This window comes from Arthrobacter sp. ISL-30 (assembly GCF_018613855.1).
Classification (GTDB): domain Bacteria; phylum Actinomycetota; class Actinomycetes; order Actinomycetales; family Micrococcaceae; genus Arthrobacter.
The window spans coordinates 50752-72963 of sequence record NZ_JAGGPK010000010.1 but is presented as its reverse complement, the minus strand read 5'-3'; the positions used below and the strand labels follow the sequence as shown (position 1 = coordinate 72963).

21 protein-coding genes are annotated in these 22212 nt (G+C 64.9%); 1 reads left to right on the top strand and 20 read right to left on the bottom strand.

Going from position 1 to position 22212, the window contains the following annotated elements; translation table 11 throughout:
- Positions 1-16: 16 nt before the first annotated feature.
- The 13 genes from J7E82_RS04100 to pyrR all read right to left on the bottom strand — a co-directional run bounded on the left by J7E82_RS04100 (position 17) and on the right by pyrR (position 15232).
- Positions 17-2191, bottom strand: a complete 2175-nt coding sequence (locus tag J7E82_RS04100; protein WP_214860663.1) for a primosomal protein N' — start codon at positions 2189-2191, stop codon at positions 17-19.
- Positions 2192-2210: 19 nt separating this feature from the next.
- The gene (metK, locus tag J7E82_RS04095) at positions 2211-3443 is read right to left on the bottom strand and encodes a methionine adenosyltransferase (RefSeq protein ID WP_214860660.1); all 1233 of its coding nucleotides are present in this window, start codon (positions 3441-3443) and stop codon (positions 2211-2213) included.
- A 95-nt stretch (positions 3444-3538) separates the two neighbouring features.
- Positions 3539-4831, bottom strand: a complete 1293-nt coding sequence (locus J7E82_RS04090) for a phosphopantothenate--cysteine ligase family flavoprotein (RefSeq protein ID WP_214860658.1) — start codon at positions 4829-4831, stop codon at positions 3539-3541.
- 26 nt (positions 4832-4857) lie between these two features.
- Positions 4858-5118, bottom strand: coding sequence for a DNA-directed RNA polymerase subunit omega (rpoZ, locus tag J7E82_RS04085; RefSeq protein ID WP_017197559.1), 261 nt, complete (start codon positions 5116-5118; stop codon positions 4858-4860).
- 14 nt (positions 5119-5132) lie between these two features.
- Positions 5133-5729 (bottom strand): guanylate kinase, encoded by a 597-nt coding sequence (gmk, locus tag J7E82_RS04080; protein WP_214860656.1) that lies wholly within the window; start codon positions 5727-5729, stop codon positions 5133-5135.
- Between the two features lie 30 nt (positions 5730-5759).
- Complete coding sequence (gene mihF / locus J7E82_RS04075) at positions 5760-6077, bottom strand: integration host factor, actinobacterial type (protein WP_214860654.1); 318 nt, start codon at positions 6075-6077, stop codon at positions 5760-5762.
- A gap of 136 nt (positions 6078-6213) precedes the next feature.
- Entirely contained in the window at positions 6214-7107 is an 894-nt protein-coding gene (gene pyrF, locus J7E82_RS04070) for an orotidine-5'-phosphate decarboxylase (RefSeq protein ID WP_214860651.1), read from the bottom strand.
- Positions 7100-10426, bottom strand: coding sequence for a carbamoyl-phosphate synthase large subunit (gene carB / locus J7E82_RS04065; RefSeq protein WP_214860649.1), 3327 nt, complete (start codon positions 10424-10426; stop codon positions 7100-7102). The genes pyrF and carB overlap by 8 nt, the downstream gene beginning before the upstream one ends.
- Entirely contained in the window at positions 10426-11625 is a 1200-nt protein-coding gene (gene carA / locus J7E82_RS04060; protein ID WP_251041431.1) for a glutamine-hydrolyzing carbamoyl-phosphate synthase small subunit, read from the bottom strand. The genes carB and carA overlap by 1 nt, the downstream gene beginning before the upstream one ends.
- Before the next feature lie 94 nt (positions 11626-11719).
- Positions 11720-12238: a hypothetical protein gene (locus J7E82_RS04055; protein WP_214860645.1), complete on the bottom strand. Its 519-nt coding sequence runs from the start codon at positions 12236-12238 to the stop codon at positions 11720-11722.
- A complete protein-coding gene (locus tag J7E82_RS04050; protein ID WP_214860643.1) occupies positions 12238-13593 on the bottom strand; it encodes a dihydroorotase in 1356 nt (451 codons plus the stop codon). Before J7E82_RS04050 ends, J7E82_RS04055 begins: the two co-directional genes overlap by 1 nt.
- Positions 13593-14651, bottom strand: a complete 1059-nt coding sequence (locus tag J7E82_RS04045) for an aspartate carbamoyltransferase catalytic subunit (RefSeq protein ID WP_214860637.1) — start codon at positions 14649-14651, stop codon at positions 13593-13595. The genes J7E82_RS04050 and J7E82_RS04045 overlap by 1 nt, the downstream gene beginning before the upstream one ends.
- Positions 14648-15232: a bifunctional pyr operon transcriptional regulator/uracil phosphoribosyltransferase PyrR gene (pyrR, locus tag J7E82_RS04040; protein WP_214860635.1), complete on the bottom strand. Its 585-nt coding sequence runs from the start codon at positions 15230-15232 to the stop codon at positions 14648-14650. The genes J7E82_RS04045 and pyrR overlap by 4 nt, the downstream gene beginning before the upstream one ends.
- A 208-nt stretch (positions 15233-15440) precedes the next feature.
- Here pyrR and J7E82_RS04035 point away from each other — a divergent pair, with 208 nt between their 5' ends.
- Entirely contained in the window at positions 15441-16697 is a 1257-nt protein-coding gene (locus tag J7E82_RS04035; protein ID WP_214860633.1) for a PrsW family intramembrane metalloprotease, read from the top strand.
- 102 nt (positions 16698-16799) lie between these two features.
- Here the strand turns inward: J7E82_RS04035 and nusB are convergent, their stop codons facing one another.
- The 7 genes from nusB to J7E82_RS04000 form a co-directional block, all read right to left on the bottom strand.
- Entirely contained in the window at positions 16800-17210 is a 411-nt protein-coding gene (gene nusB / locus J7E82_RS04030; protein WP_214860631.1) for a transcription antitermination factor NusB, read from the bottom strand.
- Entirely contained in the window at positions 17210-17773 is a 564-nt protein-coding gene (gene efp, locus J7E82_RS04025; protein WP_214860629.1) for an elongation factor P, read from the bottom strand. Before efp ends, nusB begins: the two co-directional genes overlap by 1 nt.
- A gap of 126 nt (positions 17774-17899) precedes the next feature.
- Positions 17900-18418 (bottom strand): tetratricopeptide repeat protein, encoded by a 519-nt coding sequence (locus J7E82_RS04020; protein WP_374223589.1) that lies wholly within the window; start codon positions 18416-18418, stop codon positions 17900-17902.
- Positions 18418-19509, bottom strand: a complete 1092-nt coding sequence (gene aroB, locus J7E82_RS04015) for a 3-dehydroquinate synthase (RefSeq protein ID WP_214860624.1) — start codon at positions 19507-19509, stop codon at positions 18418-18420. The genes J7E82_RS04020 and aroB overlap by 1 nt, the downstream gene beginning before the upstream one ends.
- Positions 19506-20015: a shikimate kinase gene (locus J7E82_RS04010; RefSeq protein WP_214860823.1), complete on the bottom strand. Its 510-nt coding sequence runs from the start codon at positions 20013-20015 to the stop codon at positions 19506-19508. The genes aroB and J7E82_RS04010 overlap by 4 nt, the downstream gene beginning before the upstream one ends.
- 59 nt (positions 20016-20074) lie before the next feature.
- The gene (gene aroC, locus J7E82_RS04005; RefSeq protein ID WP_214860617.1) at positions 20075-21274 is read right to left on the bottom strand and encodes a chorismate synthase; all 1200 of its coding nucleotides are present in this window, start codon (positions 21272-21274) and stop codon (positions 20075-20077) included.
- Positions 21275-21300: 26 nt separating this feature from the next.
- Positions 21301-22212 (bottom strand): shikimate dehydrogenase, encoded by a 912-nt coding sequence (locus J7E82_RS04000; RefSeq protein WP_308113607.1) that lies wholly within the window; start codon positions 22210-22212, stop codon positions 21301-21303.

The following is a 22212-nucleotide window of genomic DNA, read 5'->3' as shown; positions in this document are numbered from 1 at the left end:
TGAGGACGTCGACAACCTAAAGGACGTCGACGCCGTCGAGCCGCAGTTGCACTGGCCCTGCCGTCCGCCTCGCGGCGGTCGCGGCCTTGACGGCGCGCATGGTGCGTGTGGCTTCGGCCGCACGGGCGTACGGGATGAACAGAAGGGTGCGGCTTTCCGTCCCGCCGCCGGAAGCGGCAGTCCCGGGATCGCCTCCTCCGCCTGGTTTTGCGGCAAATGACTGCATCATGGGGGCTGGTCCGACGGAGCGAAGGCCAAGGCCGGCGAGGGCTGCGGTGAAGTGCTCAACGTCGGCCCTGTGGCCGGTGATTGAGGCGATCCGCACTGCGGGGGGCAGCTGTAGTTCCTGCCGAAGGGCCAGTTCCCGCGCGGCGAAGCCCGGGGTGTCCCAGCGGACCAGCGCGCCGGTGGCGGGCTGATCGTCGGCGGTAACCACCACCAGGCCTCCTTCCGGGGCCGGGCGCACGAGGGCGGCCGCATTGAACCACCGGCGGACGGTGTCCTCGCCCGCCCGCAGGTTCTCCCGGCGGAGCAGCGAGTTGCCGTCCAGCAGCAGGGCCGCTGCGTAACCGCCGTCGGCCACGGGTTCCGCACCAACCGTTGCCACAACGAGGGCTTTGGCGTCGCTCACGGCGGCCTTAACGTGGTCACCTGAGGACGTCACAACTGTCCTGCCGGGGAAGGCCCTTCCCAGCTCCTCTGCTGTGCGGAGCACGCCCGCCGCGCCCCGGCGCAGCCGACCTGCCCCACAGTGGCTGCAGCGCCATTCGGGTGCCGGCGTGGAGCACCACCTGCACTGCGGAATCGATGCGGGCTTCAGGTTGGAGGGGTTCAGATTGGAGGAGTTCGGTCCGGAGACAGCCAGCGGCCCCTGGCAGTGGTTGCAGCGGGCGGCCTCGCGGCAGTTTTCGCACACCAATGACGGAGCGTAGCCGGCACGGGCAACCTGGACCAGGACGGGGCCGCGTTCCAGGCCTTCCTGGGCAGCGCGCCATGCCGCCCCGGGCAGCCTCGCCATGCGCGCCAAGGGATCGCGTTCCTGTTCAAAGGAGTCCGCCGTGTTGACGACCCTCGGCACCCTGGAACGGACGGTGGGACGTTCTGCCACCACCGGCACGGCCCAACCGCTCTCCACGAGCCGCTGAACCTCAGTGCTTCGGCTGTGACCGGCCAGGAGGCAAGCGGCACCATCCTGCTCGGCGCGGAGGAGGAGCACTTCGCGGCTATGGACGTAGGGGGCCCTCTGGTCGATATGCAGGTCATCCCCGTCATCCCAGCAGGCAACAAGTCCGAGGTCCACAACAGGGGCAAAGGCTGCCGAACGGGTGCCGACAGCGACCCTTGCCGTTCCCTCCAGCAGCCGCAGGAAGCTCCGGTACCGCGGGGTCGGTCCGTCCTCTGCGGTGAGCCGGGCGACGTCGGACTCCGGAAGCACATCGGTGAGGGCCTTTTCCATGCGGTCCAGGTCGCGGTAGTCCGGGACGACGACGACGGCGCCGCGGCCTGAAGCGCGCACCGCCGCCACCGCTGTGGCGATCAGGGCAGGCCACCCCTCCGGTCCATAGCCCCGGAGGGCCGTCAGAGCGGCGCGGGGCGATCCTCCCGAGGACAGGTGCTGAAGGTAGGAGCGGCCATTGGTGAGACTGTCCCAGGATGAGAAGGCGCCAGGGTTTGTCTCGGGAGCGTCCGTAGGGGCGTCCTTGGGAGTATCCGTGGGGGCGTCCTTGGGAGTATCCGTGGGGGCGTCCTTGGCGAGAAACTCCTTCTCCAGCCGGGCTACCCGCGGCGGGACTGCCGCCCTAAGGACATCGCTCAGCGTTCCCGCGTACCGGGCCGCGACCCGACGGGACAGCTCGAGCACCCCGGGACTGAGGACCTGTACCGGAGACACCACTTTGTACAGCGGGGCAAGTGCGTGGTCGCCCGTGGATTCAGGCAGCCGCTCAAGGATGAAGCCGCCAAGCTCCTGCCCGTTGAAGCGGACTTTGACGCGAGCTCCCGGAAGAGCGGTTTCTGCAAGATCCGCGGGAACGCTGTAGTCGAAGGGCCGGTCCAAATGGGGCAGCGGCGACTCCACCACCACAGAGGCCACGGGGTTGACGGCTGCAAGCCTGGGTCCGGAACGGCCTTGGGCAGGCGCCGGAAATCCCTGGAGCAGCGAAGGCTGAACGGCAGGGTCCATGGCAGCCATGGGAACGTGGTCGGGAAGCCTAGGCGTTGAAGAATTCCTTCAGCTCATCCACCCGGTCCAGACGCTCCCAGGTGAAGTCGGGCTCGTCGCGGCCGAAGTGTCCGTGTGCCGCCGTCTTGGTGTAGATGGGCCGCTTCAGGTCCAGGGCGTCGATGATGGCGCGGGGACGGAGATCGAAAATCTCCGAGATGGCGTCGCTGATCCTGGCCGGGTCCACTGTTTCGGTACCGAACGTCTCAACGTAAGTGCCGACGGGACGTGCCTGGCCAATGGCGTAGGCGATCTGGATCTCCGCACGCTTGGCCAGTCCTGCCGCCACCACATTCTTGGCCACCCAGCGCATGGCATAGGCCGCCGAACGGTCCACCTTGGACGGGTCCTTGCCGGAGAACGCGCCGCCCCCGTGGCGGGAGAAGCCGCCGTAGGTGTCAACAATAATCTTGCGGCCCGTCAGGCCCGCATCGCCTACCGGTCCGCCGATGACAAAGGCGCCGGCTGGATTGAGGATGTTCCTCGTGCGGGAGATGTCCAGGTTCGATGCGGCGAGGACGGGATCGATCACGTGGCTTGCGAGGTCGGCCCGGAGTTGTTCCAGGAGCGTGCCTTCGGCGTGCTGGCTTGAAATGACGACCGTTTCGACGGAGACGGGGCGATCCCCGTCATAGCCCACCGTTACCTGGGTCTTTCCGTCGGGGCGGAGGTAGGCCAGCTCGCCGCTCTTGCGCACCTCGGTAAGGCGCTCGGACAGCCTGTGGGCCAGCCAGATGGGAGTAGGCATGTACGACGCCGTTTCATCGCTGGCGTAACCGAACATGATGCCCTGGTCTCCGGCGCCCTGGAGGTCGTAGTCGTCTTCCTGGCGGCCTTCGCGGGCCTCGAGGGAGTTGAAGACGCCGCCGGCGATGTCATTGGACTGCTGGCCGATGGAGACCGACACTCCACAACGGGCGCCGTCGAATCCGTTGGCCGAAGAATCATAGCCGATGCCGAGGATGGTTTCGCGGACGATCTGCGGGATCTCCACATAGGCATCGGTGGTGACTTCGCCTGCAACATGGACCAGGCCGGTGGTGGCCATGGTTTCCACGGCAACACGCGATTCGGGGTCTTCGGCAAGGAGGGCGTCGAGGATCGCATCGCTGATCTGGTCGCAGATCTTGTCGGGATGCCCTTCGGTTACCGACTCTGAGGTAAAGAGCCGGAGCTTTGAATGGGCCCCGGGGGCTTCAGCATGGTGCAGCGGTAAAGTCACTCGACTACCTTACTGGTTGGTGGACCGGCAACTGGCGGCATATGTCCCTCTGCTAAGGAAACGATTGCGTTTGCCGGTCAGGCGGAAGGGGAAACTCAGGTGGCAGGAGACACACGATTCAGTTCGGCAGCCACGCGCTCGATGACTGCGGCGGCAACATCGGCCTTAGAGCCGGTTGCCGGCTGCGGCGTATCGCCGCGCTGGGACAGGATGACCACGGAATTGTCCTCCTGTCCGAACACCCGGCCCACGCCGACATGGTTCACCACGAGCAGGTCGCAGCCCTTGCGCCGGAGCTTGTCCATTGCATGTTGGAGGACGTCGCCGTCGTCGTCGCCGGTTTCGGCCGCAAAACCGACGATCAGCTGCCCGCCTCCGCCCGAGTCCCGCACTTCCACGAGCTCATGCAGGATGTCGGGATTGCGGACCAGGTGAACCACCGGGGCGTCCTCGCCGTCGCGCTTTTTGATTTTGGTGTCCGAAACTTGCGCCGGGCGGAAGTCCGCCACGGCCGCCGCCATGATCACGACGTCGGAATCGACTGCCGCTTTCAGCGCGGCATCACGAAGTTCCAGGGCTGATTCAACCCTCACAAGCTCGACTCCAGCAGGCGGTTCGACGTCCATATGCGCCGCAAGGAACCTCACGGTGGCGCCGGCCTCGAGCGCCGCTGCAGCCAGCGCGGCCCCCTGCTTTCCTGAGGATCTGTTGCCCAGGAACCGGACGGGGTCGAGGGCTTCCCGCGTGCCGCCAGCCGAAATGGTCACAATCCTGCCGGCCAGGGGTGTTTCGGAGGAGGTGTTGCCGGCCAACACATCGGCCACACCGGTGATACTTTCGTTGCTGTCCACAACGCCCTCGGCCAAATCCGCAAGGGCAAGCGCGGCCTCGAAGATCGCCTCCGGTTCCGGGAGTCGACCTGGGCCGGAATCGGCTCCTGTCAACCGGCCGACGGCCGGCTCAAGGACCGTGGCTCCACGGCTCCTCAATGTTTCGACGTTGGCGCATGTTGCGGGGTGCTGCCACATTTCGCTGTGCATAGCCGGAGCAAAGAGGACCGGGCCGTGTGCCATCAGCAGTGTGTTGGTCAGCAGATCGTTGGCCTGGCCGGTGGCAGCCTTCGCCAGGAGGTCCGCTGTGGCGGGGGCTACGACGATAAGATCCGCTTCGTGCCCAAGCCTCACATGGTTGACTTTGTCGACGTCGTCGAAGACGTTGTTGGTCACCGGGTTACCCGACAGGGCCTCCCATGTGGCTATGCCCACAAACCGGGTGGCCGCCTCCGTGGGGATGACGGTCACTTTATGACCGGCTTCAGTAAAAAGCCGGAGGAGCGATGCAACCTTGTAGGCTGCGATCCCTCCCCCGACTCCGAGCACTATGCGCACGTGACCTCCGTCAACAGGCGGGTTGCTTATTCTGCAGGTTCAATCGGCGTGGAAACAAGCAGGCCCTCGTTGATCTCGCGCAGGGCGATCGACAGGGACTTTTCGTTCAGCTTGGTGTCTACCAGGGGGCCAACGTACTCGAAGAGGCCTTCGTGCAGCTGTGCGTAGTAGGCGTTGATCTGGCGCGCACGCTTGGCGCCGAAGATCACCAGGCCGTACTTCGAATCGGCTGCCTCAAGCAGCGAGTCGATCGGCGGGTTGATGATGCCTTCAAGGTTCGTGGACACGAAATCTCCAAATTCTAGCGGGCCGACGTTTCCGGCGCTTGGCGCTGGTGCGGGGTAAGCCCCATGAGTGAAACAAGCTCGTCCGCTGCCCGTTGGACGTCATCATTGATGACTGTATGGTCAAACTCCGGTTCAGCGGCAAGTTCCAGTTTAGCGGTTTCCAGCCTGCGCTGCTGTTCCTCAGGGGTTTCCGTGCCTCGGCCCACCAGTCGACGGACCATTTCCTCCCAGCTGGGAGGGGCAAGGAAGACGAACTGCGCATCCGGAACGGCCGCTTTCACCTGCCTGGCCCCCTGGAGGTCGATTTCGAGGAGCACCGAGCGGCCCTCCTCAATGGCGGCTTCAACAGTGCTGCGCAGCGTACCGTATCGGTTGCGTCCATGGACTACAGCCCACTCCAGGAACTCGCCCTGTTCGATGAGGGTGTCGAACTCGTCGATGGACTTGAAGAAGTAGTGGACGCCGTCCTCCTCCCCTGGGCGCGGCGGGCGTGTGGTTGCCGACACGGAGAGCCAGACTTCGGGATAGTTGTCCCTGATGTAGGTGGATACCGTTCCCTTGCCCACAGCGGTGGGACCTGCAAGGACTGTCAGTCCCGGTTTCGTGCTCACGTATTCCTTAGGGGAAGTGCGTACAACTGTTTACTTTTCGTCAATAAAATCTACCAGCGCCCGGGCCTGGTGAATTCCCAGGCCGCGGACCCGGCGAGAGGCCGCTATCCCGACGTCGGCCATGATGGCCGCCGCGCGGACCGGCCCGATGCCGGGCAATGCCTCCAGCAGTTCCACGACACGCATTCGGGCAATCGCTTCCTCCGCATGGGCCCGCTCCAGGAGGTCGGCAATGCTTAGTTGGCCGCTCTTCAGCTGCTCCTTCGCAGTTGCCCGTATGGCCCGGGCCTTGGCTGCCTTGATAAGGGCTTCAGCGCGTTCCTCTGGAGTCAGGGCCTTTAGGCTCACGGATCTATCCCCCTGCCGCCGGATCGGGCCGCCTGGGCATGCTTGCCTGGGCGCGTACCGGACTGATTGGACTGATCCCGAACCTACCTGTACGAAGTGACGGAAATCAATGTTCGGGACGTATCAGCCGACGGACTCAGCTGTCAACCAGGCCGGTCAGCGTCTCTTTCGTCGCCGACCGCAGGGCAACGGCGTCGGGACCGGCGGCGAGGATGCCTCGGCTCGAGGTACCAAGAACCAGCGGATATGCCTCGCCAAACGTGCGGCGCAGGTCAGCCGGGTTAGCGCCTTGGGCCCCAAGGCCCGGCGCGAGCACCGGCCCGCGGACCGCGTTCAGGTCGATGTCAAGGTCCTGTAAAGCCGAACCAATGGTTGCACCCACCACGAGCCCCACCGAACCCATGGCTCCGTCATAGCGTTGATTCTCGACGGCGGCGGCCGCCGCGATACGGCGCGCCACCGAATCCGTTCCGCCGACGTGCTGGACCGACTGGCCTTCGGGATTCGACGTGAGGGCCAGGACAAACACTCCCCGGCCGTTTTCGGCAGCAAGGTCAAGGGCCGGACGCAGGGATTCGAAGCCCAGGTAAGGACTGAGGGTCACGGAATCGGCGGCGAGGGAGGAGCCGTCCCACAGCCATGCGTCCGCATAGGCCGCCATCGTGGATCCGATGTCGCCGCGCTTGGCGTCGGCAATGGTCAGGACCCCTGCGTCGGCGGCGGCGGCCAGGGTGCGTTCCAAGACAGCCATTCCGGCCGAGCCATGGCGCTCGTAGAGTGCCACCTGTGGCTTGACCGCGGCAGCGAGGTCGGCCACCGCCTCAACAACGGTGAGTGAGAACCGCTCCAGCCCGGCGACGTCGTCGTTCAGGCGCCAGTCCGCCAGCAGGCCGGGATGCGGGTCGATGCCCACGCAGAGGGGACCCTTCGACGCCATGGCCGCGGCAAGCCGGGAACCAAACGGTTCCCGGACTGCCGGTCCTTCCGAAATGCCCGGAGCAGATGGCTCAGACGCCGTTGGCTCAGGCATGGACGGTGTCCTTGGCTGCCTGTGCCTCGGCGGAAGCCGTCAGCGCCGCGGCGTGCTCCTGCAGGCTCGTGACCGACCACGCGTAGGTGCGCTGGGCCTCGATCGCCTGGACGGCGGCGTTGAATTCCGCCACCGTGGTGATGCAGGGGATGCCGATGGACGTTGCTGCTGCACGCAGTTCGTAGCCGTCACTGCGTGCCTCGCCGCCGGAGGGGGTGTTGAAGACCATGTCGATCTCACCGGCAACCACCATGTCGGCGATGGTGCCTTCGCCCTCGGCGCTGCTGCCTTCAGCGACCTTCCGGACTGGTGTTGCCTGGATGCCATTGCGGCGCAGGACGTCGGCGGTGCCTCCGGTGGAGACGATCTCGAAGCCGAGGTCCGAGAGCCGCTTGACGCCCATGATCACCGAGCGCTTGTCGCGGTTGGCCACGGAGACGAAGATCTTGCCTTCAGTGGGCAGTGCATTGTTCGCCGCGGCCTGGCTCTTGGCGAAGGCTGTGTCGAAGTGCTTGTCGATGCCCATGACCTCGCCGGTGGAGCGCATTTCAGGTCCAAGCAGGGAGTCGACGACCTTGCCTTCGAGGGTCCGGAACCTGCTGAACGGCAGCACGGCCTCCTTCACGGCGACGGGCGCGTCAAGCGGCAGCGTAGAGCCGTCGCCGGTCTCCGGCAGCATCTTGTAGGCACTGCGGAGCTGGTTGATGGTGATGCCGGTGCCGATGAGCGCGGCAGCCTTGGCCATTTGCACGCCTGTGGCCTTCGACACGAACGGAACCGTGCGGGAGGCACGGGGGTTGGCTTCGAGGACGTACAGGACGTCGGATGCCAGGGCGAACTGGATGTTGATGAGGCCGCGAACGCCCACCCCTTCGGCAATGGCGCGCGTGGCGGTGCGAACACGCTCGATCACATTCTTGCCGAGGGTGATGGGAGGCAGGACGCAGGCGGAGTCACCGGAGTGAATGCCGGCTTCCTCGATGTGCTCCATGATTCCGCCGAGGTACATGTCGTTGCCGTCGAAAAGGGCGTCGACGTCGATTTCGACGGCGTCCTCCAGGAAGCGGTCGATCAGCACCGGATGGTCCGGCGTGATCTCCGTGGCGTTGGCGATATAGCGGGACAGATTGGCCTCGTCGTAGACGATCTCCATGCCGCGGCCGCCCAGGACGTACGACGGGCGGACCAGCACCGGGTAGCCGATTTCGTCCGCGATCTTCTTGGCGTCCTCGAAGGAGACTGCGGTGCCGTTCTTCGGGGAGGTCAGGCCGGCCTCGTCGAGCACCCGGGCAAACGCGCCGCGGTGTTCGGCGAGGTCGATGGCCTCCGGAGACGTGCCGAGGATCGGGACGCCGGCGTCGGCGAGCTGCTGGGCAAGCTTGAGCGGCGTCTGGCCGCCGAGCTGCACGAAGACGCCCATGACGCCGCCGGTGCGTTCCTCGGCCGCAATGACCTCCAGGACGTCCTCGAGCGTCAGGGGTTCGAAGTACAGGCGGGTTGAGACGTCGTAGTCCGTCGAGACGGTCTCCGGGTTGCAGTTGACCATGACGGTCTCGTACCCGGCCTTGCGCAGGGCCATGGAGGCATGCACGCAGGAGTAGTCGAACTCGATGCCTTGGCCGATACGGTTGGGTCCGGAGCCGAGGATGATGACGGAGGGCTTGGCGTGCAGGCCAACCTCGTCTTCCTCGTCGTAAGCAGAGTAGTGGTAGGGGGTGTACGCGGCAAATTCGGCGGCGCAGGTGTCCACCGTCTTGTAGACAGGACGGATGCCCAGTGCCTGGCGAACACCGCGGACGACTGCCTCGGGGTTGTGCGTCAGGGCACCGATCTGCTCGTCCGAGAAGCCGTGGCGCTTCGCATTGCGCAGCATGGGCTCGCCCAGGACTCCAGCCTTGCGGATTTCCTGCGAGGTCTCGTTGAGCAGCTGGAGCTGGTCCAGGAACCAGGGATCGATCTTGGTAGCTTCGTAGAGCTCCTCGACCGTAGCTCCGCCGAGGAGGGCACGCTGCACCTGGTACAGCCGTTCGATGGTGGGGCGCTTGGCCTTTTCAACGAGCTCGGGGACTTCCCATTCGGGAACCGGGCTGAAGTCCAGCTGCGAGCCCTTCTGCTCCAGGGACCGGAGGGCTTTCTGGAGCGCCTCGGTGAAGTTGCGGCCCATGGCCATGGCCTCGCCGACGGACTTCATGGTGGTGGTCAGCGTTGGGTCTGCGGCCGGGAACTTCTCGAAGGCGAAGCGCGGAACCTTGACCACAACGTAGTCGAGGGTCGGCTCGAACGACGCCGGGGTCTTCTGGGTGATGTCGTTGGGGATCTCGTCCAGCGTGTAGCCCAAGGAGAGCTTCGTGGCGATCTTGGCGATGGCGAAGCCGGTGGCCTTGGAGGCCAGCGCCGAGGAACGCGAAACGCGGGGGTTCATTTCGATGACGACAACGCGACCAGTGTCCGGATGGATCGCGAACTGGATGTTGCAGCCGCCCGTGTCCACCCCGACTTCACGGATGACGGCGATCGCGACGTCGCGCAGCTTCTGGTATTCGCGGTCAGTCAGCGTCAGCGCCGGTGCCACAGTGATGGAGTCACCGGTGTGCACGCCAACGGGGTCGAAGTTCTCGATGGAGCAGACAACAACGACGTTGTCGTTCTTGTCGCGCATCATCTCGAGCTCGTATTCCTTCCAGCCAAGGATGCTCTCTTCAAGCAGGACCTCGGTGGTGGGGCTGTACTGCAGGCCCTGGCCCACGATGCGGCGAAGGTCGTCCTCGTTGTAGGCAAGGCCGGAACCGAGGCCGCCCATGGTGAACGAGGGACGGACCACCATCGGATAACCGAGGTCCTTGGCCGCCTCGAAGGCCTCATCCATAGAGTGGATAATGTGGCTGCGGGCGGATTCGGCGCCGCAGCGCTCCACGACGCCCTTGAACTTTTCCCGGTCCTCGCCGAGCTCAATGGCGGCAATGTTGGCCCCGATGAGTTCGACGTTGTACTTCTCCAGGACCCCGTTCTTGTCCAGGGCGATGGCCGTATTGAGGGCCGTCTGGCCACCCAGGGTGGGCAGCACGGCGTCGGGACGCTCCTTGGCGATGATCTTTTCGACCACTTCCGGGGTGATCGGCTCAACGTACGTGGCGTCGGCGAATTCCGGGTCGGTCATGATCGTGGCCGGGTTGGAGTTGACGAGGATGACCCGCAGGCCTTCCTCCTTCAGCACCCGCAGCGCCTGCGTGCCGGAATAGTCGAATTCGGCGGCCTGGCCGATGACGATCGGGCCGGATCCAATGACGAGGACGCTCTTGAGGTCTGTACGTTTCGGCATTACTTCTTGTCCTCAGTCTCGTTGTCAGTTTTCTGCGGTTCGGCCGGATTGTGGACGGCATCGACAGGCTCCTTCGAGAGCCCGGCGGTCCTGCCGTCGCGGGTGCCTTCCATTAGTTCAATGAACCGGTCAAACAGGTAGGCGGCGTCGTGCGGGCCCGCTGCGGCCTCGGGGTGGTACTGGACCGAGAACGCCGGGATGTCCAGGCAGGCGAGGCCTTCTACGACGTCGTCGTTCAGGCTCACGTGGCTGACCTCCACGCGGCCGAAGCGTTCCTCCGGGGCAACGGTGGCACCGTTCATCGGGGCGTCGACGGCGAAGCCGTGGTTCTGCGAGGTGATCTCGACCTTGCCGGTGCGGCGGTCCATGACGGGCTGGTTGATACCCCGGTGGCCGTACTTCAGCTTGTAGGTTCCAAAGCCGAGGGCCCGGCCCAGGATCTGGTTGCCGAAGCAGATGCCGAAGTAGGGCATCTTCTCGTCCAGGACGGACCTGAGCAGCTTTACCTGCGCGTCGGCGGTGGCGGGGTCGCCGGGGCCATTGGACATAAAGAAGCCGTCCGGGTTCACCGCTTTGACGTCTTCCAGGGTTGCCGTCGCCGGGAGGACATGTACGCGCACGCCACGCTCGGCGAAGCGGACGGGCGTCATGGCCTTGATGCCGAGGTCGATCGCGGCGATCGTGAGCCTGGCCTCCCCGTCCCAGCCGTGGTCCGCCGGTTCAACGACGTACGCTTCGTCGATGCTGACTTCCTCGGCAAGGCGTGCCCCTTCCATCGGAGCGCTGGCCAGGACGGCGTCGAGGAGTTCCTTGTCCGTGGCTGCGGCGGCATCGCCGGAGAAGATGCCGGCACGCATGGTCTTGTTCTCGCGCAGGTGGCGCGTGATGGCGCGGGTGTCCACACCTTGGATGCCGACGATGCCCTGCTCCACCAGTTCGTCGTCGAGGCTGCGTTCGGAGCGCCAGTTGGAGGGGCGGCGTGCCGCGTCGCGGACAATGTAGCCGGCCACCCAGATGCGGCGGGATTCGGCGTCGTCGCTGTTCACACCGGTGTTGCCAATGTGCGGGGCGGTCTGCACCACCAGCTGGCGAGCGTAGGAGGGGTCCGTGATGGTCTCCTGGTAGCCCGTCATGCCGGTGGCAAACACGGCCTCGCCCAAGGCTGTGCCCGTGGCGCCGTAGCTGCGGCCACGGAACATGCGTCCGTCTTCGAGGACCAGCACGGCCGGGGCGGAAGCTGACTTGCTTCCTGCTGCACTGGATGTTGTCACTGAGTTACTGTCCGTCACTGTGTTACTTTCCACTATCGGCGTCGGCCTGAGGGGCTGCGGAGATCAATTCTTGGAGTGCTTCGAGGAGGGGCTGTTTGTCAGCGCCCCGGCGGGTTCTGAAGCCGGTGTCGAGTTCGCGGCTGCCCAAGGTCCAGCTCACAACCACGAGTCCGTCCTTTTCGACGAACTTGCCGGTTATGCCGCTGTCCTGGCGGGAGCCGGAAAGGGATTGGCGGGGTATGAACAACGGCCCTGCACCTGTGCGGTCGAACAGGACCCCTTCGGCGTGGACGCTGACTTCAGCATTGGTGCGGACGCCCAGGCCTTGGGCCGCAATGCGGTCCAGCCAGTCACCGGCCGTTGTGGTGGCGACATACTGTCCGTCAACGACGGCGGTGGCCGGGGTCAGCTTCGCCGGTACCTCGGGGAGGCTTCCGACGTCGGACTGCCTCTTCAGGCGGCTGCGCCAGCCGAGCGCCACGAGGGCGAAGGCCACCGCGATGATGGACAGGACTGCGAGTCCCGGAACGATTTTGTCCATCAGTTCCCGCTTGCCCTGGTATTGCCATTGCCGGCGGTTCCCGGGTAGCGGTAAGGCGTGTTGAGCTGGCCGTCCAGCACCGTGGGGTGGCCCTTGAAAAATGTGGCGACGACCGTACCCGGAAGTTCCTTGCCCTTGAAGGGTGAGTTTCGGCCCATGGTGGCCATTTTATGGGGATCGACGGTCCAGCGCGCAGCCGGGTCCACGAGAATGAGGTTGGCAGGCTCTCCCGCCTCGAGCGGGCGTCCCTGGTCCGTCAGGCGGCCGATAGCCGCCGGCGAGGTGGACGTCACCCTCGCGAAGTCTGCCCAGGTCATGAGGCCGGTTTCGACCATGGTTTCCTGGACCACGGAGAGGGCCGTTTCCAGTCCGGTCATGCCCATTGCCGCCTGTGCCCACTCACATTCCTTGTGTTCGCTCGGGTGCGGAGCGTGGTCGGTTCCGACGACGTCGATGGTGCCGTCCGCGAGGCCCGCACGCAGTGCCTGCACGTCATCGTTGGTGCGCAGCGGCGGGTTGACCTTGAACACGGGGTCATAGCTGCGGACGAGTTCGTCAGTGAGCAGCAGGTGATGGGGCGTGACTTCGGCGGTGACATTGATGCCGCGCTCCTTGGCCCAGCGAATGATCTCTACCGAACCTGCCGTGGACACGTGGCACACGTGTAGGCGGGAGCCGACATGCTGGGCCAGGAGGACGTCGCGGGCGATGATGCTCTCTTCGGCGACGGCGGGCCAACCGGTGAGTCCGAGGACGGCGGACACCGCGCCTTCATTCATCTGGGCTCCGGCGGTGAGGCGGGGCTCCTGCGCATGCTGGGCGACGACGCCGTCGAACGCCTTCACGTACTCGAGGGCACGGCGCATGAGCACGGGGTCGTGGACACAGATCCCGTCGTCGGAGAACATCCGAACCTGGGCCCGGGAATCGGCCATCGCTCCGAGTTCGGCCAGCTGTTCGCCGGCGAGGCCTACCGTAACGGCTCCAACCGGGCGGACGTCCACCCAGCCAGAGGCGCGGCCGAGGCTGTGCACCTGTTCGACGACGCCTGCGGTGTCGGCAACAGGGTTGCTGTTCGCCATGGCGTGGACGGCGGTGAAGCCTCCCAGCGCCGCGGCACGGGTCCCGGTTTCCACGGTTTCGGCGTCCTCGCGACCCGGCTCCCGGAGGTGTGTATGCACATCCACCATGCCCGGCAGCGCCACAAGGCCGGCGGCCTCAATGACCGTGGCGTCGTCGGCTGAGAGGCCCGTACCGCGCTCGGCGATGCTGCCGTCCCGGATCAGGAGGTCTTCAGCCTCTCCGCCAAGGATCGCCGCACCGCGGATCAGGTAGGTTCCGTTGGTGGCGGTCATCAGTTGCTCTCCTTGTTGGAATGGGCAGTGGTGGATCGGGCAGTGTTGGAAGGGGCTGCATTTGAAGGGGCTGGGCCCGAAGTTGGGGCTGCTTCGCGGGTATCTCCGGACAGCAGCAGGTACAGGGCAGCCATGCGGACGGAGACGCCGTTCCGGACCTGGGCCAGGACGGTGGACCGCGGCGAGTCCGCCGCCGCGGACGATATCTCGAGCCCGCGGTTCATGGGACCCGGATGCATGATGATGGTGTCCTTGAGGCCGAGGTCGTCCAGGGCGCGAAGGCGGGCGTCATCGAAGCCCCAGCGTCGGGAGTACTCCCGGGTGGACGGGAAGAACGAGGCGTTCATTCGCTCGCCTTGGACGCGGAGCATCATCATGGCGTCTACGCCGTCCTCGAGGGTTTCGTCCAAGTTATAGCTGACCTTGCAGGGCCAGTGTTCGACGCCGATGGGCAGCAGGGTGGGCGGCGCAACCAGGGTAACTTCGGCTCCGAGGGTGCGCAGGAGCCACACATTGGAGCGGGCAACACGCGAGTGCAGCACATCCCCGACGATCGCGACCCGCATTCCCCTAAGATCCGCGCCCGTTGACGCTGTTCCTTTCAGGGTGGACCAATGCCGCCGCATCGTAAAGGCGTCAAGGAGTGCCTGGGTGGGATGTTCGTGGGTTCCGTCGCCCGCGTTGACCACAGCGGCGTCAATCCAGTCTGTGGCCGCCAGGCGGTGTGGGGCACCGGAGGCCCAATGGCGAATGACGACGGCGTCCGCCCCCATGGCGGCGAGGGTCTGGGCGGTGTCCTTAAGTGATTCGCCCTTGGAAACCGATGAGCCCTTGGCGGCGAAGTTGATGACGTCGGCAGAGAGACGCTTTGCCGCTGCTTCGAAAGAAATGCGGGTCCGGGTGGAGTCCTCGAAGAAGAGGTTCACTACCGTGCGGCCGCGCAGTGCGGGGAGCTTCTTCACCTCGCGATCGCCCACGGCCGACATTTCTTCGGCAGTATCGAGGATGCGGATCGCGTTGTGGGAGCTGAGGTCTTCAGTGGAGAGGAGATGCTTCACGCGCCGGCCTCGATCACGACTTCGTTGACGGGCTTGCCGTCCACCGTGTCAGTTTCCTCCAGGTGTACACGGACCTTCTCGACTGAGGACGTCGGCAGGTTCTTTCCTACGTGGTCCGCCCGAATGGGAAGTTCGCGGTGTCCGCGGTCCACCAGGACGGCAAGGCGGACGATCCGGGGTCGACCGAGGTCCGTGATGGCGTCCAGGGCGGCCCTGATGGTGCGCCCGGAGTAGAGCACGTCATCGATGAGGACAACCACTTTGTTGTCGATACCGGACAGGGGAAGCCGTGTGTGGTGTGGGGGCCGGGTGGGCTGGCGGGAAAGATCGTCCCGAAACATGGTGACGTCCAATTGGCCCACGACGGTGGCGGCGTCGACAGTAGGATCGGCTGCGGCGATCTTCTTTGCGAGCCTTACGGCCAGCGGATAGCCGCGCCGGGGAATGCCCAGGAGGACCAGGTCCTTGGAGCCCTTGTTGGCTTCGAGAATCTCGTGGGCGATACGAGTGAGTGCACGGTCAATGTCCGCCTGGTTGAGGACAACCCTGGACGGAACCTGTGCTGCAGTGACTTCAGTCATCGCTCGTCTCCCCTTTCCCCGCCTCACGGGACGGAATTAAAAAAGGAACATTGCCCCTCAAAACTACCACACGGGCAACGCCTGTAAGCCCGCCCCAAGTCGGAGCAGCAGGCGTTCCAGCTCACACCGCGCGGCGTCGAAGACACAGCGGACGACGACGGTCGTGGCGCCTTGGTTGCCTGGCAGTTGCAGCCGTAGGCTCGGACGTATGACGAGCAACGGCCCTTGGCGCGACACGGGACGGCAGGAAAACCGCGCACCCTACGTCGAGGCGGGCACGAACCCCACCTGGATCGGCCACGTCGACCCGCATGATTATCGTCCGGCACCTGGAAATACCGCCGGATCCGTACGGCCGATCTTCCGGGCATCGCCGCCACCTTCCCGTGGCGCCACCCGCGGCGCATTACTGCCCCTACTCCTGGGCGGTGGCGGGCTGGCCCTGCTGAGCCTCGTTGTGGTGGTGCCATTCCTGCTAAGCAATACGGGCGTGGCGGGCTTCACGGTTGGCTTCGTGGCTTCCCTCGTGCCGCTTTCCGCGGTGCTCCTCACCGTCTATTTCATTGACCGTTGGGAACCTGAGCCCACGCGGCTCCTCATTTTCGCCTTCACCTGGGGAGCGGCAGTCTCGATTGCCGTTACCCTGCTGATCCAGCCCTTGTTCGCCGTGGTGGCTCCGCGAACCAGCGAGGCCGAGTTCCGGTTCTTCATGGCCACAGTGCAAGCGCCCATAGCGGAAGAGTTCGCCAAGGCGCTGGGGCTGCTCTTGCTGCTGCTGGCCACACGGCGGTATTTCGACGGGCCGGTGGACGGTGTGGTGTTCGCTTTCACCATTGCCGGCGGCTTCGCCTTTACCGAGAACATCCTGTACTTCGGCAGTGAAATCGCCAACTCGAGAAATCCGGGCGGAGACTTCATCCAGGTCTTTATCCTCCGCGGGATCATGTCGCCCTTCGCGCACGCCATCTTCACGGGTACTACCGGACTCATCATGGGCTTCGCCGCCCGGCGCTGGCATTCCGGGCAGTCGATCCTGGCCTTCTTTGTCGGACTGATTCCGGCGATGATCCTGCACAATCGCTGGAACAGCATGGGCGAGGATTTCTTCGCCCAGTACCTGGGAGTCCAGGTGCCCATTTTCCTCCTCGCCGTAGTGGCGATTGGGCTGCTTCGCTTCGCCGAGCGGAAGCTGACCAGGCAGCGGCTGCTGGAGTATGCGCACGCCGGATGGTTCACACCACTTGAAGTGGACATGCTGGCGACCCCGCAGGGCCGAAGGTCCGCAGTGCAGTGGGCACGACAGCGCGGCAGGGAACGGCAGATGAAAGCCTTTGTCCGGGCAGCCACGGACCTTGCCCTGACTCGCCAGCGGATCCTCAGCGGCCGTGATGTCCAGCGGCACCAGGAGGACGAGATGAGGCAACTGGCCCACATCCTGCCGCTCCGCAACGCCGTCGCGTCTTAAGCAGCGGGTCTTAAGCAGCGAATGCTCCGTGACTGCCTTGTGGAACATCTAACGGCAGTTACGGAGCAATCGACGTTTGAAACAGTCGGAAGGGCTGAACAATCAGGCCAACAGGGACGGCTTCAACTTCTGGAGCCGGCCGAGCAGGCCGTTGATGAAGGCCGGGGATTCGTCGGTGGAGAGCGTCTTCGCAAGGGAAACCGCTTCGCTCACCGCCACGTTATCAGGAACGTCGTCGTTGTACAGCAGTTCCCAGGTGCCGATCCGGAGGATGATCCGGTCCACTGATGGCATACGATCCAGGGTCCAGCCCTGGGCGTACGTCTGCAGGAACTCGTCGATCGTGGCCTGCTTGGACACCACGCCCTCCACGATATCCACCGTGTAGGGATTGATGACCTGGTCAGTCTTTTCGCGCCGCGCCTTCAGGACCTCGAAAGCAGAGGCGGAGCGCTGCTCCGCCTCGAAGAGCACGTCGAGGGCCCTGTTGCGGGCTTTGCCTCGTGCGCTCACTAGTCGTTGACCCGGCCCAGGTAGCTGCCGTCGCGGGTGTCAACCTTGACCTTGGTGCCCTGTTCCACGAAGAGCGGAACCTGGATCTCGTAGCCGGTTTCCAGGGTGGCGGGCTTGGTGCCTGCGGAGGAGCGGTCGCCCTGCAGGCCCGGCTCCGTGTAGGTGATCTCCAGCACGACGCTCGGGGGAAGCTCGATGTAGAGGGGTGTTCCTTCGTGGATGGCGATGTTGACCATCTGGTTCTCAAGCATGAAGTTGGTGGCATCGCCGACGGTGGCGCCCGAAACGTGGATCTGGTCGTAGTCCTGGGTGTCCATGAAGACGAAGTCGCTGCCGTCCTGGTACAGGTACTGGTAGTCGCGGCGGTCCACAGTGGCGGTCTCGATCTTCAGGCCGGCGTTGAAGGTCTTGTCGACCACCTTGCCGGACATCACGTTGCGCATCTTGGTGCGGACGAACGCTCCACCCTTGCCTGGCTTGACGTGCTGGAACTCGATGACGTTCCAAAGCTGGCCCTCAAGTTTCAGGACAGTACCGTTCTTAATATCGTTTGTGGTTGCCACGCGTATCCTCTTTGGTTTCTCTCACCGGCTATGCCAGGGGGCACGCCAAATGGCCCGCCTGCCTGTGTTTGTCAAAAATCCAAGAACCATTCTACCGGCAAAGCAAGGCAGCATTTGGCGGGAGGCTCAGGAAGCCAGTTCCAGCACATCCCGTGCCCGCTGCAGGGCCAGGGTCGAGGAGTAAATGAGCGACGCATCGGCGGCTGTCGCCACACGCAGGTCGAGGGCCTTGGAGAACGATTCCGCAGCCGCCGCGGCGTTGCCGCTGACGTAGTGCGTGCGTCCGAGGTACTGGTGGACCACGGCCTCACGATCCGTGCCTTGCACCTCATTGAGGAGCTGTCTAAAAAGCTGCACCGAACGGTCAAAACGGTTGGTGGCCCGGTGCATCTCGGCCTCGAAGATCCGCAGCCGGAAGGACTCCGGGTCACGGTAGCGGGCCTCGGCGAGCAGCTCTGCAGCATCGGCGGTGCGGCCACGAAGCAGGAGGACCATGACGCGGTCGGCGGCGTCCTCGGACTCGGCCAGCGCCTCCTGGACCGCCTCTTCGTTCACAATCTGGGGCAGCAGGGTCTCGGGGTTCACCCGGACACCGGGAAAATCGGCCGTGGGCCAGTCGCTGATGCCGCCGGCAATGCTTGTCATCATGATGCGATCTCCTGGTAGGCGGCAAAGAGCAGGGATGTATCGGGGACATCGAGAATGCCAGGCTTTCCAATGCCGTCAAGGACCACGAAGCGCAGCAGGTCGCCACGGGACTTCTTATCCCGGCGCATCCCGTCAAGGAGTCCCTGCCAGCGGTCCTTGCGGTAGGTCACGGGAAGCCCAAGGCTTTCGAGGATGGAGCGGTGGCGGTCGGCGTCGACGTCGGATAGCCTGCCAACGCTGCGGGCCAGCTCCGCGGCAAACATCATGCCTACGGACACAGCGGCGCCGTGGCGCCAGGAGTACCGTTCGACAAGTTCGATCGCGTGGCCCAGCGTGTGGCCGTAGTTCAGGATCTCGCGCAGCCCGGATTCCTTGAGGTCCTCCGAGACGACCCTGGCCTTGACCGCTATGGCGCGCTCAATGAGTTCCCGGAGTCCTGGCGAAGCGGCATCGGCAACAGCGGCCGGGTCGCGTTCCACGAGTTCGAGGATGACGGGATCGGCGATAAAGCCGCACTTGACCACTTCGGCCATGCCGGAAATGAGCTCATTCTTCGGCAGGGTCTGAAGCGTATCGAGGTCGGCCAGGACGGCCCCGGGAGGGTGGAACGCGCCCACGAGGTTCTTGCCCTCGGCAGTGTTGATCCCTGTCTTCCCTCCGACAGAGGCGTCCACCATGCCAAGCAGGCTTGTGGGCATGTGGATGACCTTGACGCCGCGAAGCCACGTCGCGGCTACGAAGCCGGCGAGATCGGTGACTGCGCCGCCGCCGACCGCCACAATGGCGTCTGAACGCGTGAAATCGTTCTGGCCAAGGACCTGCCAGCAGAAGGCGGCCACCTGGATGTGCTTGCCCTCTTCGGCGTCGGGAATTTCCGCGGTGAGGGCGGTAAAGCCTGCCGCTTCCAGCTCGTCGCGGACGGCATCCCCGGTCAGTCGAAGGGCTCGAGGATGGATGACGAGGACGCGCTTAACCCGCTCTCCCAGCTGGCCGGGAAGGGCCCCCAGCAGCCCGTGTCCCACCACGACGTCGTAGTTCTCACCGGGTGACTGGCCGGTTACCTTGATCACGGTTTCGGAGGCGTTCACTGTTCAACTTCCTGTTTCAAGGCCGCGAAGTTCCGCAGCTTGTCCTCCAGTCGGAGGCAGATTTCGGTGACACTGCCCTGGCGGACGTCCAAGGTGATGTCGGCGAGTCGTTCGTAGACGGGACGGCGCGTGGCGAAGAGGGCTTCCCAGCGCTCCATGGCGTCACCGGCCAGCAGCGGACGGCCCGTGTTGCGGGCGATCCGGTCAGCCACTGTCGGGGCATCGCCTTCCAGGTAGACAACAGTGCAGCGTTCCAGCAGCTGTTGCGTACCGGAGTCAAGGACTGCGCCGCCGCCAAGGGAAATGACCGCGCCGCTGCCGGCCGAATCCTCCACCGCGCTGGCGACTGTCCTCGCTTCGATTTCCCTGAAGGCGTGCTCGCCGCGTCCGGCAAAAATATCGGCGATCGTTCCATGGTTTTCGACAATGACGATGTCGGTGTCGATAAACGGCACACCCAAGTGCGCGGCGAGCTGTTGCCCGATCGCGGATTTGCCGACGGCCATGGGTCCGATCAGCGCGATGGCTCGTCGATGGCGGCCTTCAATGGTGTTGCCGTGCGACACTAGCGGCCGACCGAGTCCAGCGATGCCGGGATGCTTTCCAGGTAGCTGCGCAGGTTCCGGGCGGTCTCAGCCACGGAATCGCCACCGAACTTCTCGGTTACTGCCTCGGCCAGGACCAGGGCGACCATGGCCTCCGCAACTACTCCCGCGGCGGGCACGGCACAGACATCAGAACGCTGGTGGTGGGCCTTGGCCGCCTCCCCGGTGCTGACGTCGATAGTCTTGAGGGCGCGAGGAACGGTGGCGATCGGTTTCATGGCAGCGCGCACGCGCAGGACATCGCCGATACTCATGCCACCTTCAACACCACCCGCGCGGTTGCTCTGCCGGATGATCCTGCCGTGGTCGTCCTTTACGATTTCATCGTGGGCGGCTGATCCCCGGCGCGCTGCCGTTTGGAACCCGTCGCCGACTTCGACGCCCTTGATGGCCTGGATACCCATGAGGGCGGCTGCCAGCCTGGAGTCGAGCCTGCGGTCCCAGTGCACGTAGCTGCCAAGTCCCGGCGGGAGCCCGTAGGCGAGGACTTCCACCACGCCGCCAAGGGTTTCGCCTTCCTTGTGTGCGGCATCCACTTCGGCAACCATGGCGTTGGATGTGTCGCGATCGAAGCAGCGGAGGGGATCGACGTCGAGGGCTATGACGTCTTCCGGCAGGGGCAGGGGGCGGCCCTCGGGCACGGCCACGCTGGCAATGGAAACAGTGTGGCTGACCAGCTCGATGCCCAAGTGCTTGAGGAACTGGGCGGCAACAGTGCCCAGGGCCACACGGGTTGCCGTTTCCCGGGCGCTGGCACGCTCGAGGACCGGCCGGGCCTCCGGGAAGCCGTATTTCTGCATCCCGGTGAAGTCGGCGTGTCCCGGCCGGGGCCGGGTCAGCGGCGCGTTGCGCGCCTGGTCAGCAAGGAGTTCCGGCTCGACAGGGTCGGCAGACATGATCTGCTCCCACTTGGGCCACTCGGTATTGCCCACCTGGATCGCGACTGGGCCGCCCTGGGTGATGCCGTGGCGTACGCCGCCGAGGATGGTGACCTCGTCCTGTTCGAACTTCATCCTGGCGCCGCGGCCATAGCCAAGGCGACGCCGGGCCAGGGCGTCACGAATCTGTCCACTTGTGAGCTCTACTCCAGCGGGGACGCCTTCAATAATTCCGACCAGGGCCGGACCATGGGATTCACCCGCAGTCAACCAACGCAACATAAGATCCATCCTGCCATGTAAGGCGGTTACAAGACCCGTCGGGGCAGCCCGACTGAGTCGCACATCACATCTATGACTTCGGGCGTGACATCCCGGTCCAGCCCGGAAAACAGCCGGACCTGCCCGACCGCTTGGTAGAGGAGCATCTCCAGTCCGGGAACAACCACTCCCCCACGTTCCTGCCAGGCTGTCGCTATCCGGCTGGGCCAGGGATCGTAGGCGACGTCCAGCAGGACGCCCGCTTGCGGCAGGCTATCGACGGCAGGTACCTCGGCCAGTTCCGCCGCGATTCCATCCGCCGCATGGGGCGGCAGCGTGGAAATGACGAGTTGTGATGCGGCAATCGTGCCAGCGGCACCGGAAAGGGGCAGGATGTCAATGGGAAGCCCGACGGCGGCCCCAGCAGCTTTCGCTTCGGAGGCCCGGGAGGCATCGCGGACGAACACTGCTGCCCTTGCCGCGCCAAGCTCGACAAGTGCTGCGATTGCCGCAGCGGACGTGCCGCCGCCGCCCAATATTGCGGCCGAGGGCTCTGAGGCGACGCCCGCATAGCGCACGGCCTCCACGATTCCGGCAACATCGGTGTTGTAGCCGACGGTTCGCAAGTCGCCCGTGCCACGCGTTCCAGCGCCACGAGTTCCAGCGCCGCCTTCGGAAGAAGTGCGTTCAAAGGCAACGGTGTTGACGACGCCGAGGTGGGCGGCCGCTCCTCGAACCTCATCAACCTCTGTAACCATGGCCGACTTGAGGGGCATGGTCACGGAGAGTCCGCACCAGTTGGGTTCTGCACGTACCGCTGCCATGAACGCGGGCAACTGCTCAACTGTCAGGTCAATGGCCGAGTATTCGATATCGACGCCGAGCTTGCCGTACGCCGCCCCGTGGAGGGCAGGCGATTTGGAGTGGCCAATGGGATGGCCAAGAACTGCTGCGCGCAC

Excerpts from the sequence above, each read along its gene's own strand:
- J7E82_RS04055 (WP_214860645.1), bottom strand. The coding sequence starts at position 12,238 with ATGGACAAAATCGTTCCGGGACTCGCAGTCCTGTCCATCATCGCGGTG.
- J7E82_RS04100 (WP_214860663.1), bottom strand. The coding sequence starts at position 2,191 with ATGGCTGCCATGGACCCTGCCGTTCAGCCTTCGCTGCTCCAGGGATTT.
- J7E82_RS04020 (WP_374223589.1), bottom strand. The coding sequence starts at position 18,418 with ATGACAAGCATTGCCGGCGGCATCAGCGACTGGCCCACGGCCGATTTT.
- pyrF (WP_214860651.1), bottom strand. The coding sequence starts at position 7,107 with ATGCCTGAGCCAACGGCGTCTGAGCCATCTGCTCCGGGCATTTCGGAA.
- J7E82_RS04035 (WP_214860633.1), top strand. The coding sequence starts at position 15,441 with ATGACGAGCAACGGCCCTTGGCGCGACACGGGACGGCAGGAAAACCGC.
- pyrR (WP_214860635.1), bottom strand. The coding sequence starts at position 15,232 with ATGACTGAAGTCACTGCAGCACAGGTTCCGTCCAGGGTTGTCCTCAAC.
- carA (WP_251041431.1), bottom strand. The coding sequence starts at position 11,625 with ATGTTCCGTGGCCGCAGCTACGGCGCCACGGGCACAGCCTTGGGCGAG.
- carB (WP_214860649.1), bottom strand. The coding sequence starts at position 10,426 with ATGCCGAAACGTACAGACCTCAAGAGCGTCCTCGTCATTGGATCCGGC.
- J7E82_RS04050 (WP_214860643.1), bottom strand. The coding sequence starts at position 13,593 with ATGACCGCCACCAACGGAACCTACCTGATCCGCGGTGCGGCGATCCTT.
- J7E82_RS04010 (WP_214860823.1), bottom strand. The coding sequence starts at position 20,015 with ATGGCCGTCGGCAAATCCGCGATCGGGCAACAGCTCGCCGCGCACTTG.
- aroC (WP_214860617.1), bottom strand. The coding sequence starts at position 21,274 with ATGTTGCGTTGGTTGACTGCGGGTGAATCCCATGGTCCGGCCCTGGTC.